This is a genomic window from Streptomyces sp. NBC_01217, assembly GCF_035994185.1.
Taxonomy (GTDB): domain Bacteria; phylum Actinomycetota; class Actinomycetes; order Streptomycetales; family Streptomycetaceae; genus Streptomyces.
This window is the reverse complement of record NZ_CP108538.1, coordinates 5,283,557-5,299,653: the sequence shown is the minus strand read 5'-3', so window position 1 is coordinate 5,299,653 and position 16,097 is coordinate 5,283,557. Positions and strand designations below refer to the sequence as shown.

Below are 16,097 nucleotides of genomic sequence, written 5' to 3'. Positions count from 1 at the left end.
GATGGCTCTGCGGACGGAGACGGACAAGGGGACCGGGGTCGCGCTCGTCACCCTCGACCGGCCCGGGAAGCTCAATGCGATCGACCTGGCGACGGCCGCCGAACTGGCCGCCGCCTGGCGGGCGTTCCGCTTCGACGACGGGGTGCGGGCCGTCGTCGTCACCGGCGCGGGCGGCCGGGCCTTCTGTACGGGGATCGACCGGGGCGTGGAGGTGCCGCAGCCCTCGTCCCCGTACACGATCGACGATCCGCTGATCGCGATCGGGCCGAAGGCGAACGACCTGTGGAAGCCGGTGATCGCGGCCGTGGAGGGGATGGCCTGCGGCGGGGCGTTCTATCTGCTGGGCGAGGCGGAGTTCGTCATCGCGAGCGAGGAGGCGACGTTCTTCGACCCGCACACCACGTACGGCATGGTCAGTGCGTACGAGGCGATCTCCATGGCGCAGCGGATGCCGTTCGGGGAGGTGGCCCGGATGTCCCTGATGGGCACGGCGGAACGGGTCACGGCCCGTCGCGCGTACGAGACCGGGCTGGTCAGCGAGGTGACGGCGCCCGGCGGCGCGGTGGAGGCGGCGCTGCGGGCGGCGGGCGTGATCGCCTCGTACCCGACACAGGCGGTGCAGGGGACGGTACGGGCGGTGTGGTCCGCGAAGGAGGCGGCCAGGGCACAGGCCATGGCCCACGCCCCGCACCTGATCGCGCTCGGGAACCTGCCACCGGAGCGGCAGGCCGAGTTGTTCCAGGGGCGGGGCGGCAATGGGTTCCGGATGCGGTGAGGTGAGGTGAAGTGCGGTGTGTAGTGGCTGAGGTGAGCGGCTGAGGTCAGTAGCTCAGCTCGGCCTCCACCCGGCACTTCTTCACCCGGGAGACCTTGCTCGGGCTGTCCATCCGCACGGAGACGGTCCTGGTCTCGCCGCCCTCGGCCTCCACGCTCGCCTCACCGGTGTCGACGGTGTTGCCCAACGCGTCGAGGAAGGTGACGTCGACTTCGTACGTGTGCGAGCCGACGGCGTTCGCCGTGAGCCGGACAGTGGAGGAAGTGACGGCCTTGCGCTTGCCCTTGCGGGGCTGGGCGCAGCGCAAGACGTACGCCTGGGGCGCGTCGGAGGCGGTGACGCTCGGGGGCGGCGTCCCGTAGTCGGTGCTGCCGGACGAGCCGCTCGACGAGTCGTAGTCGGTGTCGTCGTAGTCGCTGTGGTGGTAGCTGCCGTTGCTCTTCTTGGAGTTGGAGCAGCCACCGCCACTGCTGCTGCTCGATCCCTTGCTCTTGCTCTTGCCGCTTCGGCCACCGTGGCTGGACGTCGAGAAACCGGTGAGCGCGAGCACCACCACGACCAGTACCGCGGAGAGTTTTATGTGCTGCCGCATCATCGATGCAGCCCCCCTTGTGTTGTTGTCCGTGTGTTGTCGTTCGTGTCGCTGTCCGTGTCGCCTTCGTAGTCGCCTTCGTTGCCGAACGACCGCGCGACACCGTAGCGCAAGGTGGCGGGGGTCAGGGGCCGGGCGTAGCGTCGAGGCAGGAGGCCGATGATGATCCGTAACGTCCTCGGGTCGGTCCTCGCTCTCGCAGGAGCGGCGGCCGCCGTGCTGAGCCCCTTCCGTGACTGGTACGACGGCCGTCTGGGGCGTCAGTACCAAATCGACGAGCTGTTCACCGGAATCATCGGCAGCCGGTCGGGGCCGATGGGCTCGGTCTTCCTCGCCTTCCTCTTCGCCGCCCTGCTGACGGTGGTCGGTGTGGTGCTGCGGTCACGGCTGCTGGTGGCGGCCGCGGGTGTGGTGGTGCTCGGGTTCACCGTGCTGTGGATGGTGCGCCAGGGACAGGCGATGGGCGCTCTGACCGTCGCGGGCGACGGTTCGGGGCTTCAGGAGGGCGTGGCGTATGCGGCGGGCGGCGGGGCGCTGCTGCTGTTGGGTGCGCTGGTGATGTCGGGGCGGCAGGGTGGGCGGCATCCTGCCCGCGGGGGCCACGATCAGCCGTACGAGGCGCCCGGTTCGGAGCATCCGGACACATGGCCGCCCACACAGGAGCCGGGGCCGTCCGTGCAGACGAGTACGTTGCCGGAGCCCGAGCCGGATCTGTATACGGGGCCGTCTCCGGGAGGCGGCCACCGCCCCGACCGGCAGGACCAGGACACGGCGCCGCACCCCGTCGTGCCGGACGAGGGCCCTCAGGAGGGCCGGCCCCCGCGACCCTGAGGGTCCTACGCCCGGGGGCGGTTGCCCGTACCCGTCCCCTTCAGGGCGTCCAGCGCGTATACGCAGCGGTCCTTGCTGCACGCGTACACGACACCGGCCCGCGCCACCGGCGAACCCGTGATCTCGCCGCCCGTCGCCAGCTTCCAGCGGAGCTGGCCGCCCGCCGCGTCCAGGGTGTACAGCACATGGTCGGCCGAGCCGAAGTGGACGCGGCCGTCGGCGACCACCGGGGCCCCCACCACCTCACCGCCCGCCGCGAACCGCCACTTCGGGGTGCCGGTGACCGCGTCGAGCGTGTACAGCGCGCTGCCGCTGCCGACATGGACGTTCCCCGCAGCCACCAGAACCGGTTCGATCGACTGCCTGGCCTCCGTGGCGATGCGCCAGCGGTCCTTGCCGGTCGAGGCGTCGAGTGCGTACACCGTGCCGAGATAGTCGGCGAGGTACACCCCGCCGCCGGCGACGGCGGGCCCGGGTGCGAACGCGGGCGGCGAGAGGAAGACCGCGGGCGACTCGAAGTGCCAGCGGACACGACCGGACGCGGTGTCGACGGCCAGGACCCGGGCCCCCGCGCTGACGTACACGAAGCCGTCCGGCGCCGCGGTCACCCGGACCGGTACGCCGCCGCAGGATGCCGCGTCGCCGATGGGGTACGACCAGCGTTCGATGCCGGTTCGGGCGTCGACGGCACGCAGCCGGGCGTCCTGCCAGAGGTAGACCGTGCCGTCATGGATCGCGGGCCCGGCCTCCGCCGTCTCGAAGTCGGTCTGTACGCCGCCGGACTCCCACAGCTTCTCGCCCGTGGAGGCCTCCCACGCCTGGACGCCGCCGCCCCGGGTGCCGGTGACGACGGTGCCGCGGTCGGCCTTGAGGGAGTACACCCAGGCATCGGTCTGCAGCCGCCACCGCTCGGCGCCGGTCGCCGCGTCCAGGGCGTACAGCGAGGGACCGTCGGAGGCGTGGATACGACCGCCCTCGACGGCCATCACCCAGGCCACGTCCCGGGTCTTGAACTGGCGCCGCCCGTTGCCGACGTCCAGCGCGTGCACCTCGAAGGACGTGACGTAGAGGAGATCACCGGCGACGACGGGCGTCCCCCAGACATCGTTGGACATCCGGAACCGCCAGGGCCGCCAGCGGTCCGGGCCCGGGGGCGCGGTCTCGGGGGCGTGCGCGGGCGCGGGCAGGGGGGCGGGCGGGGCGGCGGGGATCGTGCCGTTCACCCCGGCGGGCGGACGCACCCAGGCCGTCGCGGGACCGGCGTCCGCGACGGCCGTGGCGGCTGCCCGTACGTCCTGGGCGCGCGGGCCGGGACCGATCGGCACCTTCGCACCGGCCAGCCGCACCGGACCGGCCCCGTCGGGCAGCCGGTCCGCAGCGGCGGCCGGGGAGCGCAGGTCGGCGCCGCTGCGCCAGGCGGTGTCCCGGTCGGCGCCGGGCGGCTGCTGGGGTGGGGGCGGCACCGGGGCCGGAGCGGGCGCGGGGGCCGAGGTCCTGCGGCCTCCGCCGCGGCGCTGCTCGATCATCGCGGTGGCGGAGGTCGGCAGCCATGCCGAGGCCGTACCGCTGTCGTCGCTGCCGGAGGCGAAGAGGTGCGGGGCGAGCTGGGCCTGCAGATCGGCGGGGGTGGGCCGCAGCCCGGCGTCCATCTGCATGCAGGACTCGATCAGCGGCCGCAGCTCGTCGGGCAGGCCCTCCAGATCGGGGCCCTCACGCAGCAGCATGAAGACCGTCTCGACGGGGTTGGCGCCGTGGAAGGGCGCATGGCCGGTGGCGGCGAAGACGAGCGTCGAGCCGAGCGAGAAGACATCGCTTGCGCCCGTGACGCTGCGCGAGTCCCGCGCCTGCTCGGGCGACATGTACGCGGGAGTGCCGACGGCGACGTTCGTCATGGTCAGCCGGGTGTTGGAGACCCCGGACGCGATCCCGAAGTCGATCACCCGGGGGCCGTCCTCGACGACGAGCACGTTCGACGGCTTCATGTCGCGATGGACGAGCCCCGCGCCATGGATCGACTGGAGCGCCTCGGCGATACCGGCGGCCAGCCAGCGCACCGCCTGCGCCGGCATGGGCCCGCACTCACTCACTATCTCTTCGAGCGACGGGGCCGGCACATAGGCGGTGGCCAGCCACGGCACGGCGGCCCGCGGGTCGGCGTCCACCACCGCGGCCGTGTAGAAGCCGCTCACGGCGCGGGCGGCCTCCACCTCGCGTGTGAAGCGGACCCGGAACAGCTGGTCCTCGGCGAGTTCCGTACGTACCGTCTTGATCGCCACCCGCCGGCCCGAAGCCGAGCGGGCGAGATAGACCAGCCCCATGCCACCGGCCCCGAGCCGTCCCAGCACCTCGAACGGGCCGATCCGCCTCGGGTCGTGCTGCGTCAGCTGCTCCACCACTTGCCCTGCCACCTCCCCGTACGGACCTCAGGAACAGAAGCCCGCGAAAACCCGCCCCTTGCACGGCGTCTCACCACTGGGCACCACCCGGCGGTGCGCACCCCGATTGTTCCTGGCTGGGGCCGTGGTTGCGAACCCGGGGGCGGACCGGGGTGTCCCGGCTCACTCTGCCCCCTTCTCGGACACAGGGGGCTGAAGTACGGCGAACACGGCACCCTGGTCGTCCTGGAGCACCGCCATTCTCCCGTACGGGATGTCGAAAGGCGGCGCGGAGATGCGGCCGCCGAGGCGTACGGCGTGTCCGGCGGTGGCATTGCAGTCCTCGACGGCGAAGTAGCTGAGGAAGTAACTGGGCATCTCGGCCGGAAACGCATCGGTGATGACACTCCGCCCACCGACCGCGGTATCCGGCCCTGGTTCGGTACCGGCCGGGGACCACATACGGAATGCGGCCCCGGACTCGGCGGCCCCGGACTCGGCGGTACGGGGCCCGGCCTCGCGGTCGTCGGCCTCGCGGGGGCCGCCCGCAACGGGCTCGTCCGCAACGGACTCGTCCGCGCCGGGCTCGTCGAGATCCGTGCCCTGGAAGCCGAAGACCTTCTCGTAGAAGGCGTCGACGCGGTCCTTCTGGCGGGTGTAGACCTCGGTCCAGCAGAAGGAGCCCGGCTCGTTCTGCTTCTGGAAGCCTTCGCGGTCACCGGCCTGCCAGAGGCCGAAAACCGCTCCCCCGGGATCGGCCGCCTGGGCGAGTGCTCCGGCCCGGCCGACCCGTACGGGATCGGTGATCACCTGACCGCCCGCCTCCCGGATGCGGGCGACGGACGCGACGATGTCGTCCGTGGCGAAATAGACGCCCCAGGCGGTGGGCATCCGGCCGTCCTGCTTCGCGGCGAGCGCGGCGACGAGCTCCCCGTCGCTGAGGGCGTCCGCGTACGGACCGTCGCCGGCCCGGAAGGTCCAGCCGAACAGCTCGCCGTAGAAGCGCTTGCCCGCTTCGAGGTCGGGAAGCTGCACATCCACCCAGCACGGCGCGGAATGCGCGAATGCGGCCATGGGCCCGGGTCCCTTCCCTCGCGATCCTCCGCGCCCGCTCGCGCTCGTTCGCGGTTTGCTCGCAGTTGTCCGTGTCGTTCGCGGCCGTTCACGGTTCACGGCGGTGACGCTCGTCACAGCAAACGTAACCGCGGGTGGCGCGCCCCGCGCCCCGACCCGTCCGCATCGAACTCATTTTCGATAGAGGAGTTCATTGCTCACGGCATCACGGAAAGTTATCCACTGAAGTTATCCACAGGCTGTTGATAACACTTATCGCCCCGTGGGGCGCATCCGTCGATATCCGGCCACTCCCCCCACCGCGCCTGCGGCGCTCCCCATTTGCAGTCGGCCGAATCGCGCTCCGATCACCCCTCGGTAAGCTGACGGCATGACAGGACAAGTACGCACCGTCGACGGCCGCGTGGCCGGTCGACGCGGACAGGCGACGCGGCAGAAGCTGCTCGACTGCCTCAGCGAGATGCTCAGTTCCTCGCCGTACCGGGACGTCAAAGTCATCGACGTGGCCCGGAAGGCGGGGACTTCACCCGCGACCTTCTACCAATACTTCCCCGACGTCGAGGGCGCCGTCCTCGAAATCGCCGAAGAAATGGCCAAGGAGGGCGCCGGGTTGACAGAACTGGTCGCAGGCCGCTCCTGGGTCGGCAAGGCCGGCTGGCAGACAGCCGAAGAACTCGTCGAGGGCTTCCTCGACTTCTGGCGACATCATGACGCGATCCTGCGCGTGGTCGACCTCGGAGCGGCCGAGGGCGACAAGCGCTTCTACAAGATCCGCATGAAGATCCTGAACTCTGTCACCAACTCCCTTACGGATTCGGTGAAGGAGCTCCAATCCAAGGGGAAGGTCGACAAGGACGTCAGCGCCGCCGCGATGGCGGGCTCGCTGGTCGCGATGCTGGCCGCGGTCGCCTCGCACCAGAAGGGCTTCACGACCTGGGGCGTCAAGCAGGCCGAACTGAAGCCGAATCTCGCACTGTTGGTGCATCTGGGCATCACCGGCAAGAAGCCGACGAAGTAGCGCCGCACCGGGTCGCTTCCCCACTGGGCATCGCGCGGCCATTCCGGGCGCCCCAGGTCCTGTCTCGCCGACGGCGGACCACGCAGGTGGTCCGCCGTCGGTGTATCCGGACCGTTCCACCAGACGGTCCACCGGCCGCCCCGCCCATCGCTCCAACGGCCCTTCACACCGGCACTTTTCTCAGGCCGCGGGCTCCTCCCGCCGTTCCAGCCTGAAGAGCCGTATCTCCCTCTCGATCCGCGCCTGGTACGCCGCATAGGGCGGCCAGAACTTCAGCGCCGTCTGCCACACCGCATCCCGTTCCGCGCCCTCCAGCAGCGTGGCACGCACCGGAATGTCCTGGCCCCGCCAGTTGACGACGGCCTTTCCGGGACCGGCCAGCAGATTCGCGGTCCAGGCAGGGTGCCCCGTACGGCCGAAGTTGCTGCCGACGAGAATCCAGCTCTGCCCCGCCCCGCCCCCCTCCGTTCCCTCCGTTCCGTCCGTCTCGTTCTCCGGCATGCAGGCCAGCGGAGTGGTCCTGAGCCGCCCGCTCCTGGCCCCCGGCACCGTCAGGATCAGCCCCGGCAGCATCCGGGCGCTGAGCAGCACCTTGCCGCGCGTGAGCCGGTGCACCGTACGGTCCATGGCGGGGATGACATGCGGGGCGACCCTCACGAACGCACGGGTCGAGGAGACCTTCTGGACCAGCCGGACGCCGGGCGCCATCAGACCGCCACCTGCTCGGCCGATCCCGGGGCGACGAATGCCGCGACCCCGGACGCAGGTGCGCCGTCCGGCGGTGCGAACAGCCCGGCCCGCTGCGCCGCATGGTCGCGGAGCCGGTGGACGGGGCCGAAGAGCAGTTCGTCGACGGCGGCCCGTTTGAAGTAGAGATGCGCCTCGTGTTCCCAGGTGAAGCCGATCCCGCCGTGCAGCTGGACGGCCTCGGCGGTGGTGATCCGCAGCGCCTCCAGGGCCTGGGCGAGGGCGAGTCCCCCGGCGGTGGCCGGGTCCCAGGCCGCGTAGTACGCGGCGGAGCGGGCCGCCTGCACCCGTACGTACAGGTCCGCGAGGCGGTGTTTCACGGCCTGGAAGGAGCCGATCGCCCGGCCGAACTGTTCGCGCGCCTTGACGTAGGAGACCGTCCGTTCCAGTGCGCTCGCCGCCGCCCCCACCGCCTCCGCGGCGAGCAGGGCGGCGGCCCCGCACCCGGTGGCGGCAAGTGCGGCGGTGACGTCCACGGTGTCGTCCGCCCCGAGGAGTTCGGCCTCGGTGTCGCGGAGTTCGATGCGGGCCGACGGGCGGGTCTCGTCCAGCGAGGTCCGGCGGGTGCGGACGATTCCGGCCGCTGTGTCCGGAAGGACCAGGAAGAGGAGCGTACGGCTGCGCGGGAAGCCGCCGGTGTGGGCGGCGACCAGGAGGAGTCCCGCGCTGTGCCCGTCCAGGACCTGCGCGGCCTCCCCGTACAGCCGCCAGCCCTCCGCGCCGCCGACCGGCCTCGCCTGTACGCCGCCGGCCCGGCCGCCACCCGCCCAGGTGCCGCCGGTGGAGTCACCGATGGCCTCGCCGGCAGCGTCGCCGGTGAGGCCCAGCGCGGTGGCGAGCGAGCCGCCGGGGACGGCCAGGGTCGCGGTCAGCTCCCCGGCGGCGATGCGTGGCAGCAGGGCGGCGCGCTGGGCCTCGGTGCCGAGTGCGGCGATCAGGGGCGCGGCGAGTGCGGCGGTGGCGATCAGGGGCGACGGCAGCAGGGCGCGGCCGGTCTCCTCGCAGGCGACGGCGAGTTCGGCGAGACCGCAGCCGACGCCTCCATACTCCTCCGGGAGGGCGAGTCCGGGCAGTCCGAGGTCCTGGGAGAGCCGGCGCCACAGCGCGTGGTCGTACCCGTTCGCGGTCCGTACGGCGCTCCTGACGTCATCGGGTCCGCTGCGTTTGGCGAGCAGTTCGCGCAGGGTGCGGCGGATCTCGTCCTGTTCCGCGGTGAAGGCGGCATCCATCGTCGGGCTCCTTCTCCTCGGAGACCTCCGGCCTCCGATCTGACGGATCGTCATGCTAGGGGCGATTACGGCAGATGCACAGAGGCGGGCGCGCGAAGCGGGCGCACAGAGCGGACACACCGAGTCCCGCACCGGACGAGGGCGGGGCGCCGGAAAGCTCCCGTACCGCCGAACGGTCCAAGCCCCACCTATCTGATGTACCGTCAGATTTATGCCCTCTTCCCACCGCAAGGTCGCTGTCGTCGGCATATCCCTCGCCGACTGCGGGCGCGTCGACGAGGCCACGCCGTACGCCCTGCACGCCCAGGCAGCCCGCCGGGCGCTGGCCGATTCGGGCCTGGACCGGTCCGTGGTCGACGGTTTCGCCTCCGCCGGGTTCGGCACGCTCGCCCCGGTCGAGGTCGCCGAGTATCTGGGCCTGAAACCCGCCTGGGTGGACTCCACCGCGGTCGGCGGCTCGACCTGGGAGGTGATGGCCGCCCACGCGGCGGACGCCATCGCGGCGGGTCACGCCAACGCCGTACTGCTGGTGTACGGATCGACGGCTCGCGCGGACATCAAAGCGGGCCGCCGGACCTCCAACCTCTCCTTCGGGGCGCGCGGTCCGCTCCAGTTCGAGGTGCCGTACGGGCACTCGCTCGTCGCCAAGTACGCGATGGCAGCCCGCCGCCACATGCACGAGTACGGGACGACCCTGGAGCAGCTCGCCGAGGTGGCCGTCCAGGCACGGGCGAACGCGGCGGACAACCCGGACGCGATGTTCCGTGACCCGATCACCGTGGACGAGGTGCTGTCGGGGCCGGTGATCGCGGACCCGTTCACCAAACTGCACTGCTGCATCCGCAGCGACGGGGGCTGCGCGGTGCTGCTGGCCGCCGAGGAGTACGTAGCGGACACGGCGAAGGACCCGGTGTGGATCCTCGGCACGGGCGAGCACGTCTCGCACTCCGCGATGTCCGAGTGGGACGACTTCACGGTCTCCCCGGCGGCGATCTCGGGCCGCCTGGCGTTCGAACGGGCCGGGGTGCGGCCCGCGGACATCGAACTCGCCGAGATCTATGACGCGTTCACCTACATGACCTTGGTGACGCTGGAGGATCTGGGGTTCTGCGCGAAGGGCGAGGGCGGCGCGTTCGTCGAGAAGGGCCGGATCGGTCGGTCCGGCAAACTTCCTGTGAACACCGACGGGGGTGGACTTTCGGCCTGCCATCCTGGGATGCGCGGGCTGTTCCTGCTGGTGGAATCCGTCCGTCAACTCCGCGGCGAGGCGGGGAAACGGCAGGTCAGAAGGGTGGACGGCAGCCTTCCCGAGTTGGCCGTGGCCTCGGGGACGGGCGGCTGGTTCTGTTCCTCGGGCACGGTCGTGCTGGGGCGGGGCTGAGAAAGCCCGAATCCGAGCAGACACTGGCTGAGAGCGCTCTCTTCATAACTTTTTGACCCGCGCACCTCAACCATCTAGGTTCTGCCGTCCAGGCTTGCTCCAGCGGGAACAAGCCACCATCGCCCTTGGGGGGACAAAGTGCACTGGTATCTCGATGTTCTGAAGAAGTACGCGGTGTTCAGCGGCCGTGCGCGTCGCAAGGAGTACTGGATGTACTTGCTCTTCAACTTCATCGCCCTCATCGTCGCGGTGGTGCTCGACGTGGTGATCGGCACGCTGCCGATCATCACCGCGATCTACGCCCTCGCCGTCGTGCTGCCCGGCCTCGGAGTCGTCATTCGCCGCCTGCACGACACCGGCCGCTCCGGCTGGTGGGTGCTGTTCGGCGCCATCCCGCTGGTGGGCCCGATCACGCTGCTCGTCTTCATGTGCCTTGAGGGCAACCAGGGCGACAACTCGTACGGCCCGGACCCGAAGTACGCCCCGGCCCACTAGGTCCCGCTGTCGGCACGCCATCCGGCCCGTCCGACCGCACGACCGACCGTATGACCGCATGACCGCATGACCGTGCGCTCAACCGCTCTGAGCGCACACCACACAGGGCGTCGCCCGGCAACCCACTGCCGGCCGACGCCCTGTGGGCTGTCCGGAGCGCATGAGGACGCCGCATGAGGACGCCACATGACCGATGCGGCTCCTGATCCGGACGCGGCTCACCAGGAGTTGCCGCAGCTCAGACCCCTACGACGGTGAGCGCCCCCTCCAGCCCCTTGAAGTCGTCGGCGTTGCGCGTATAGAGCGGCAGCCCTCCGACCGATGCGACGGACGCGATCATCAGATCCAGTCGCCGTGGGCGCGGATCGCGCCCGGCGGCCATGACCAGGGCCACGAGTGTCCCGTACCTGGCGGCGGCGTCCCCGTCGAAGGGCAGGGGTTCGAAGTCGGCGACAGCGGCTCCCAGCTTCTCCATCCGTGCAGCCCGCACCGCCGGATCCCTGGCCAAGGCGACGCCCTGCTGGAGTTCGGCCAACGTCACAGCCGTGAGTGCGGGGATCACCGGCAGATCACCGGGGCTCAGCACATCGAGGTCGACATAGGTGCACGTGTCGAGCACCCCCGTGCGGTAGCGCTCAGTCACGGTTGCGCTCCCAGGGGTCGTCGTCCCCGAGACGGTCCTGCGTACCGAAGAACTCGTCCGCCTCTTGACGCATCAGCGTGTGATCCACGCGTGGCAGCCGCCGGTGACGGGCGACCAACTCCTCCGCGCTCAGCTGCCGCTTCCGGGTGAGCGGCCGCAGTTCTGCGACCTCTATGCCGTTGCGGGTGATGTGGAAGATCTCGCCCGCCTCCACCGCGTCCATGACTTCAGCGGATTTATTACGGAATTCCCGCTGCGTGATGGTCCTCATGCAACCAGCGTAGCTCGACGTGTCTCACTGTGCTACAGCCTTCCCCCAGGAGGTGTCTGGTATCCAATGGCCGCATGACGGATGCACCGACCTCTGCCCAGCGCACCTTCAGGAACCTCCTTCACGCCCAGCGCGTATGGGACATCGATCTGCCCGCGTTCGATCCGGCCGCCGCGCCGCGCACCCCGCTCCCCCTCTTCCACACCTGGTTCGCCGAGGCGGTGGCCGCCGGGCAGGCCGAGCCGCACACCATGACGCTGGCCACCGTCGACGCCGAGGGGAACCCGGACCTGCGGACGCTGATGCTGCACGACGCGGACGAGCGCGGCTGGCACTTCGCCACGCACGCCACCAGCGCGAAGGGCCGCCAGCTCGCCGCCCACCCGCACGCCGCGCTCGGCTTCTACTGGCCGGCGCAGGGACGGCAGGTGCGGGTACGAGGTCCGGTCACCCTCTGCACCCCCGCCGAGAGCCGGGCCGATCTGCACGTCCGCTCGACCGGGGCGCTGGCATCGGCGCTGGTGGGACGGCAGAGCGAGGTGCTCGGCTCGTACGAGGAACTGAACCGCGCTTCGGACGCCGCCTGGAAGCGGGCACAGGCGGATCCGGACGCGGAGGTCGCGAGCTGGACGCGGTACGTGGTCGAGCCGCGGGAGGTCGAGTTCTTCCAGGGCGACGCGAGGCGCCGACACGTACGGCTGCGCTACCGCCGCCGGGACGGAGCGGGCTGGACGAGCAAACTGCTCTGGCCGTAGAGGCCTGCCCTTCGGGTTTATTCGGATTCAACCGCAAAGGAGCACTATGGGAGGCAGGTGAGGACTGGAGGCACCGATGAGCCGAACCCGTTCCCGTTACGCCGCCGACCGCGGGCTGACCACGCGCATGGTGACCACCATGTTCCTGATCGGTCTGCTGTACGTGGTCCTGGTCGGCGTGCTGCTCGCCGTGCTGCGCGGCGCCTGGCCGATCATTCTGATCTTCACCGGCGGACTGTTCATCGCCCAGTTCTGGTTCAGCGACCGCATCGCCGCATTCAGCATGGGCGCCCGGGAAGTCACCCCCGAGCAGGCACCCGAACTGCACGGCACCGTCGACCGGATCTGCGCCCTGGCCGACATGCCCAAGCCCCGGGTGGCGATCGCCCAGAGCGATGTGCCGAACGCCTTCGCCACCGGCCGGAGTGAGAAGACCGCCCTCGTCTGCGCCACGACCGGTCTGCTGCGCAGACTGGAACCGGAGGAGCTGGAGGGCGTGCTCGCGCACGAGATGTCGCATGTCGCGCACCGGGACGTCGCCGTCATGACGATCGCCTCGTTCCTCGGCGTGCTCGCGGGCATCATCACCCGCGTCGCCCTGTGGGGCGGGCTCTCCCGCAACAGCCGGAGCAATGACCCGGTCGGCATCGCGATCATGCTGATCCCGCTGGTCAGCGCGATCGTGTACGCCCTGAGCTTCCTGCTCACCCGGCTGCTCTCGCGCTACCGCGAGCTCTCCGCCGACCGCACCGCCGCCCTGCTCACCGGCCGCCCCTCGGCGCTCGCCTCCGCCCTCACGAAGGTGAGCGGCCAGATGGCCCGCATCCCGACCGAGGATCTGCGCAAGGCGGAGCCGTACAACGCCTTCTACTTCGTCCCCGCGTTCTCCTCCAAGGAGAGCCTGAGCCGGCTGCTCTCCTCCCACCCGACCCTCGAACAGCGCCTGGACCAGCTGGCCCGTATCTCCGCCGACCTCGCCCGCCCGTAAGGAACCCGTAGATCTCCCGCAGGGAACCGGTAGATATCCCGCAGGAACCCGTCGTAAGGAATCAGGGAGTCCGCAGTGGGTCTTCTCGACACCATCCTGGGCCGCAGCAAGCCGGTCCGCCCCGACCTCGACCAGCTCTTCGCCGTGCCCTCCGCAGCCCTCACCCTCCAGGCGGGCGCCGGGTTCGCGCCCACCGGCCTCGGCTCCGTCTGCTTCGCGGGCGTCGAGGGCGGCACCTTCGCCCGTATCCAGGAAGACGTACGCGAACTGCTCGACGCCGACAGCGACCGGGGCGGCATCCCGGTGGAGTTCAGCCAGGACACGTACGGCTACACCTGGCTGCTCACCCACCGGCCGACCGAGGACACGGCCGCCCTGGTCAACGACCTGCACGCGGTCAACACCCTGCTCCAGGACGGCGGCTTCGGCCCGCAACTGCTCTGCTCCCTGATCGGCTTCAGGAACGCACGGGACCGCCCGCTGGCGCTGGTCTACCTCTACAAGCGCGGCACGTTCTATCCGTTCGCTCCGGTGCCGGGCGGCGCCGAGAAGCGCGACAACGAGCTGGAGCTGCAGGTCCGGGCAGTACTCGGGGACGATCTCCGCGTGGAGAAGGACCTGGCACGGTGGTTCCCGGTGTGGGGGGCGCCGGGGTTGTGACCGGAGGCCGGGCGGCCGACACGGTCAGCACAGAGGCCGGAAGACCGGAACCGTCTCCTTGCCCTCCTCGCCCTCCTCCCGCCGGAAGGCCACCCGCAGCGCCATGCCGATCGCCAGGTCCGGCTCCTCGCAGTCCACGATCTCCGTCATCATCCGCGGCCCCTCGGCCAGATCGACGACGGCGGCGGTGTACGGGACGCGGGCGCCGAACGGCGGCAGGTCGTTGCGGTGGACGACGGACCAGGTGTAGAGCGTGGCGTGCCCGCTCGCCCGTTCCCAGGCGACGTCCTCGCTCCAGCAGTGCGGGCAGAACTCGCGGGGGTAGTGGTGGGCGCGCCCGCAGGCGCGGCAGCGGCGCAGCAGCAACTGCCCCCGGGCGGCGGCGTCCCAGTAGGGGCGGGTGAAGGCGTCGGGCTCGGGGAGGTCGAAGCGTACGGCGTCCGCGGTCACGGGAAGAGTCCGATCGCGCCGTCGAGGGACCAGGCCTGCCAGGACATCGCGAACAGCGCCACGAGCGAGATGAGCGCCATCATCGCGTTCTGCCCCTGCTCGGCCCAGTCGTGGATCATCAGCACGAGGTAGAGGAGGTTGAGGAGGAGTCCGGCGACGAGGGCGACGGGGGTGAGGAATCCGGCGATCAGGCCGAGGCCCAGGGCGAGTTCGGCGTACACGACGAGGTAGGCCATGGCCTTGGGGCGCGGGGCGACGATCCGCTGGAATCCGGTGCGTACGGCCGTCCACCGGTGCTTGCCCGCCACGTCCGCGGCCCAGGCGATGCCCGTACCGCGCTCGAACCAGCCCTTCTTGTCCTTGTGCCGCCAACTCTCCAGCCACCACAGGCCGAGGCCTATCCGGAGGACGGCGAGCCACTCGGCGCCGCCGAGCCAGATCGTCTGCATGAGGCCTCCCGTTCACCATATCTGACGGTACGTCAGTGCACCTGATGGTGACGGCTTGCGCAAGGGGTGCGCAGGACCCGTGCACGAGCCACACACCCGTGATCAATTCGCAACCGATTCCGGTCTCGGCCGAGACCCATCGAGTGAGGGCGCGATTACGCTCCGAACCATGTCCGACAGCACACCTACCGCCGGTAGCTCCACCCCAGCCCCCATCGACCGCACGGAGGACCGGCCCGTGTACGTCATCGGCGGCGGCCCGGGAGGTCTCGCCGCCGCGGCGGCCCTGCGCGAGCAGGGAGTACGGGCGGTCGTGCTGGAGAAGTCCGGGAACGTGGGGGCCTCCTGGCGCCGCCACTACGACCGGCTGCACCTCCACACGACCCGGCGCTGGTCCGCGCTGCCCGGGCTCGCGATGCCGCGCCGGTTCGGACGCTGGGTGGGCAGGGACGATGTGGTGCGCTACCTGGAGAAGTACGCCGAGCACCACGAACTCGAAGTCGTGACAGGCGTGGAGGTGTCCCGGATCGACCGGGCGCCCGACGGAACCGGCTGGCAGCTGACCGCGACCGGCGGCCGGGTGCTGACCGGCCGGGCCGTCGTCGTGGCCACCGGCCACAACCACACCCCGCGCATCCCCGACTGGTCCGGCCGCGACACCTTCACCGGCGACCTGGTGCACGCCTGCGACTACCGCAACCCCGCCCCGTACGCCGGCAGGGACGTCCTCGTCGTCGGCATCGGCAACACGGGCGCGGAGATCGCCGCCGACCTGGTGGAGGGCGGGGCGTCCCGGGTACGGATCGCCGTGCGCACCGCGCCCCACATCGTGCGCCGCTCGACGGCGGGCTGGCCCGCGCAGGCGACCGGCATCCTGGTACGCAGGCTGCCGGTCCGGCTGGTCGACCGGGCCGGGCACCTGATGGCCAGGATCGCCGTCCCCGACCTCTCCGCGCAGGGCCTCCCGCGTCCGGAAACCGGCCTGTACTCACGGGTCAAGGACGGCGCCATCCCGGTGCAGGACGTGGGGCTGATCGACGCGGTGAAGTCCGGCCGGGTGGTCCCGGTGGCGGCCGTCGAGTCCTTCGACGAGGGCGCGGTGGTGCTGGCCGACGGGGACCGGATCACCCCGGACGCGGTGATCGCTGCGACCGGCTACCGACGGGCCCTGGAGGGGCTGGTCGGCCACCTCGGCGTACTGGACGCCCGGGGCCGCCCGGTGGTGCACGGCGGCCGTACGCCCAAGCAGGCACCCGGGCTCTACTTCACCGGCTTCACCAACCCGATCAGCGGCATGTTCCGCGAAATGGCCCTGGACGCAAGGAAGATCGCCAAGAGACTGGCACACACCGGCTGATTTGTGT

At 70.8% G+C, this 16,097-nt stretch carries 18 protein-coding genes; 9 read left to right on the top strand and 9 right to left on the bottom strand.

What is annotated here, in order from left to right:
* Position 1 precedes the first annotated feature (1 nt).
* Complete coding sequence (locus tag OG507_RS23760; RefSeq protein ID WP_327369214.1) at positions 2-775, top strand: enoyl-CoA hydratase/isomerase family protein; 774 nt, start codon at positions 2-4, stop codon at positions 773-775.
* Positions 776-821: 46 nt separating this feature from the next.
* Here OG507_RS23760 and OG507_RS23755 read toward each other — a convergent pair whose 3' ends face one another.
* Positions 822-1,370: a hypothetical protein gene (locus OG507_RS23755; RefSeq protein WP_327369213.1), complete on the bottom strand. Its 549-nt coding sequence runs from the start codon at positions 1,368-1,370 to the stop codon at positions 822-824.
* Positions 1,371-1,529: 159 nt separating this feature from the next.
* On the opposite strand from OG507_RS23755, the gene OG507_RS23750 reads away from it, so the two are divergent.
* Positions 1,530-2,198: a hypothetical protein gene (locus OG507_RS23750; RefSeq protein ID WP_327372065.1), complete on the top strand. Its 669-nt coding sequence runs from the start codon at positions 1,530-1,532 to the stop codon at positions 2,196-2,198.
* Positions 2,199-2,203: 5 nt separating this feature from the next.
* On the opposite strand, the gene OG507_RS23745 is transcribed toward OG507_RS23750, so the two are convergent.
* Positions 2,204-4,594 carry a serine/threonine-protein kinase gene (locus tag OG507_RS23745; protein WP_327369212.1) on the bottom strand — a complete coding sequence of 797 codons (2,391 nt, stop codon included), beginning with the start codon at positions 4,592-4,594 and terminating at the stop codon, positions 2,204-2,206.
* 162 nt (positions 4,595-4,756) lie between these two features.
* Complete coding sequence (locus OG507_RS23740; protein ID WP_327369211.1) at positions 4,757-5,647, bottom strand: VOC family protein; 891 nt, start codon at positions 5,645-5,647, stop codon at positions 4,757-4,759.
* 370 nt (positions 5,648-6,017) lie between these two features.
* Between OG507_RS23740 and OG507_RS23735 the strand changes: the two genes are divergently transcribed.
* The gene (locus OG507_RS23735; RefSeq protein WP_327369210.1) at positions 6,018-6,665 is read left to right on the top strand and encodes a TetR family transcriptional regulator; all 648 of its coding nucleotides are present in this window, start codon (positions 6,018-6,020) and stop codon (positions 6,663-6,665) included.
* 180 nt (positions 6,666-6,845) lie between these two features.
* On the opposite strand, the gene OG507_RS23730 is transcribed toward OG507_RS23735, so the two are convergent.
* Both OG507_RS23730 and OG507_RS23725 read right to left on the bottom strand, forming a co-directional pair.
* Positions 6,846-7,373, bottom strand: a complete 528-nt coding sequence (locus OG507_RS23730) for a nitroreductase family deazaflavin-dependent oxidoreductase (RefSeq protein WP_327369209.1) — start codon at positions 7,371-7,373, stop codon at positions 6,846-6,848.
* A complete protein-coding gene (locus tag OG507_RS23725) occupies positions 7,373-8,641 on the bottom strand; it encodes an acyl-CoA dehydrogenase family protein (protein ID WP_327369208.1) in 1,269 nt (422 codons plus the stop codon). Before OG507_RS23725 ends, OG507_RS23730 begins: the two co-directional genes overlap by 1 nt.
* A 211-nt stretch (positions 8,642-8,852) precedes the next feature.
* Between OG507_RS23725 and OG507_RS23720 the strand changes: the two genes are divergently transcribed.
* Together OG507_RS23720 and OG507_RS23715 are read left to right on the top strand one after the other, a co-directional pair.
* A complete protein-coding gene (locus tag OG507_RS23720) occupies positions 8,853-10,022 on the top strand; it encodes a thiolase C-terminal domain-containing protein (protein ID WP_327369207.1) in 1,170 nt (389 codons plus the stop codon).
* Positions 10,023-10,160: 138 nt separating this feature from the next.
* Positions 10,161-10,517, top strand: coding sequence for a DUF805 domain-containing protein (locus OG507_RS23715; protein ID WP_327369206.1), 357 nt, complete (start codon positions 10,161-10,163; stop codon positions 10,515-10,517).
* Between the two features lie 238 nt (positions 10,518-10,755).
* On the opposite strand, the gene OG507_RS23710 is transcribed toward OG507_RS23715, so the two are convergent.
* Together OG507_RS23710 and OG507_RS23705 are read right to left on the bottom strand one after the other, a co-directional pair.
* Positions 10,756-11,160 carry a type II toxin-antitoxin system VapC family toxin gene (locus OG507_RS23710; RefSeq protein WP_327369205.1) on the bottom strand — a complete coding sequence of 135 codons (405 nt, stop codon included), beginning with the start codon at positions 11,158-11,160 and terminating at the stop codon, positions 10,756-10,758.
* Positions 11,153-11,431 (bottom strand): type II toxin-antitoxin system Phd/YefM family antitoxin, encoded by a 279-nt coding sequence (locus OG507_RS23705; RefSeq protein ID WP_327369204.1) that lies wholly within the window; start codon positions 11,429-11,431, stop codon positions 11,153-11,155. Before OG507_RS23705 ends, OG507_RS23710 begins: the two co-directional genes overlap by 8 nt.
* Before the next feature lie 74 nt (positions 11,432-11,505).
* Here OG507_RS23705 and OG507_RS23700 point away from each other — a divergent pair, with 74 nt between their 5' ends.
* From OG507_RS23700 to pspAB, 3 genes are all read left to right on the top strand, one after another.
* Positions 11,506-12,186 (top strand): pyridoxine/pyridoxamine 5'-phosphate oxidase, encoded by a 681-nt coding sequence (locus OG507_RS23700; RefSeq protein ID WP_327369203.1) that lies wholly within the window; start codon positions 11,506-11,508, stop codon positions 12,184-12,186.
* Positions 12,187-12,262: 76 nt separating this feature from the next.
* On the top strand, positions 12,263-13,174 hold the full coding sequence (gene htpX, locus OG507_RS23695; protein WP_327369202.1) for a zinc metalloprotease HtpX: 912 nt from the start codon (positions 12,263-12,265) through the stop codon (positions 13,172-13,174).
* A gap of 75 nt (positions 13,175-13,249) precedes the next feature.
* On the top strand, positions 13,250-13,834 hold the full coding sequence (gene pspAB / locus OG507_RS23690) for a PspA-associated protein PspAB (protein WP_327369201.1): 585 nt from the start codon (positions 13,250-13,252) through the stop codon (positions 13,832-13,834).
* A gap of 24 nt (positions 13,835-13,858) precedes the next feature.
* On the opposite strand, the gene OG507_RS23685 is transcribed toward pspAB, so the two are convergent.
* On the bottom strand, positions 13,859-14,284 hold the full coding sequence (locus OG507_RS23685; protein ID WP_327369200.1) for a Zn-ribbon domain-containing OB-fold protein: 426 nt from the start codon (positions 14,282-14,284) through the stop codon (positions 13,859-13,861).
* Complete coding sequence (locus OG507_RS23680) at positions 14,281-14,733, bottom strand: DoxX family protein (RefSeq protein ID WP_327369199.1); 453 nt, start codon at positions 14,731-14,733, stop codon at positions 14,281-14,283. Before OG507_RS23680 ends, OG507_RS23685 begins: the two co-directional genes overlap by 4 nt.
* A 169-nt stretch (positions 14,734-14,902) precedes the next feature.
* Between OG507_RS23680 and OG507_RS23675 the strand changes: the two genes are divergently transcribed.
* Positions 14,903-16,090, top strand: a complete 1,188-nt coding sequence (locus OG507_RS23675; RefSeq protein ID WP_327369198.1) for a flavin-containing monooxygenase — start codon at positions 14,903-14,905, stop codon at positions 16,088-16,090.
* Positions 16,091-16,097 lie beyond the last annotated feature (7 nt).

Bases quoted from the DNA above. Each gene is read 5' to 3' on its own strand.
- htpX (WP_327369202.1), top strand. From the start codon at position 12,263: ATGAGCCGAACCCGTTCCCGTTACGCCGCCGACCGCGGGCTGACCACG.
- OG507_RS23755 (WP_327369213.1), bottom strand. From the start codon at position 1,370: ATGATGCGGCAGCACATAAAACTCTCCGCGGTACTGGTCGTGGTGGTG.
- OG507_RS23675 (WP_327369198.1), top strand. From the start codon at position 14,903: ATGTCCGACAGCACACCTACCGCCGGTAGCTCCACCCCAGCCCCCATC.
- OG507_RS23680 (WP_327369199.1), bottom strand. From the start codon at position 14,733: ATGCAGACGATCTGGCTCGGCGGCGCCGAGTGGCTCGCCGTCCTCCGG.
- OG507_RS23700 (WP_327369203.1), top strand. From the start codon at position 11,506: ATGACGGATGCACCGACCTCTGCCCAGCGCACCTTCAGGAACCTCCTT.
- OG507_RS23735 (WP_327369210.1), top strand. From the start codon at position 6,018: ATGACAGGACAAGTACGCACCGTCGACGGCCGCGTGGCCGGTCGACGC.
- OG507_RS23750 (WP_327372065.1), top strand. From the start codon at position 1,530: ATGATCCGTAACGTCCTCGGGTCGGTCCTCGCTCTCGCAGGAGCGGCG.
- OG507_RS23720 (WP_327369207.1), top strand. From the start codon at position 8,853: ATGCCCTCTTCCCACCGCAAGGTCGCTGTCGTCGGCATATCCCTCGCC.
- OG507_RS23705 (WP_327369204.1), bottom strand. From the start codon at position 11,431: ATGAGGACCATCACGCAGCGGGAATTCCGTAATAAATCCGCTGAAGTC.
- OG507_RS23740 (WP_327369211.1), bottom strand. From the start codon at position 5,647: ATGGCCGCATTCGCGCATTCCGCGCCGTGCTGGGTGGATGTGCAGCTT.
- OG507_RS23725 (WP_327369208.1), bottom strand. From the start codon at position 8,641: ATGGATGCCGCCTTCACCGCGGAACAGGACGAGATCCGCCGCACCCTG.
- OG507_RS23730 (WP_327369209.1), bottom strand. From the start codon at position 7,373: ATGGCGCCCGGCGTCCGGCTGGTCCAGAAGGTCTCCTCGACCCGTGCG.
- OG507_RS23760 (WP_327369214.1), top strand. From the start codon at position 2: ATGGCTCTGCGGACGGAGACGGACAAGGGGACCGGGGTCGCGCTCGTC.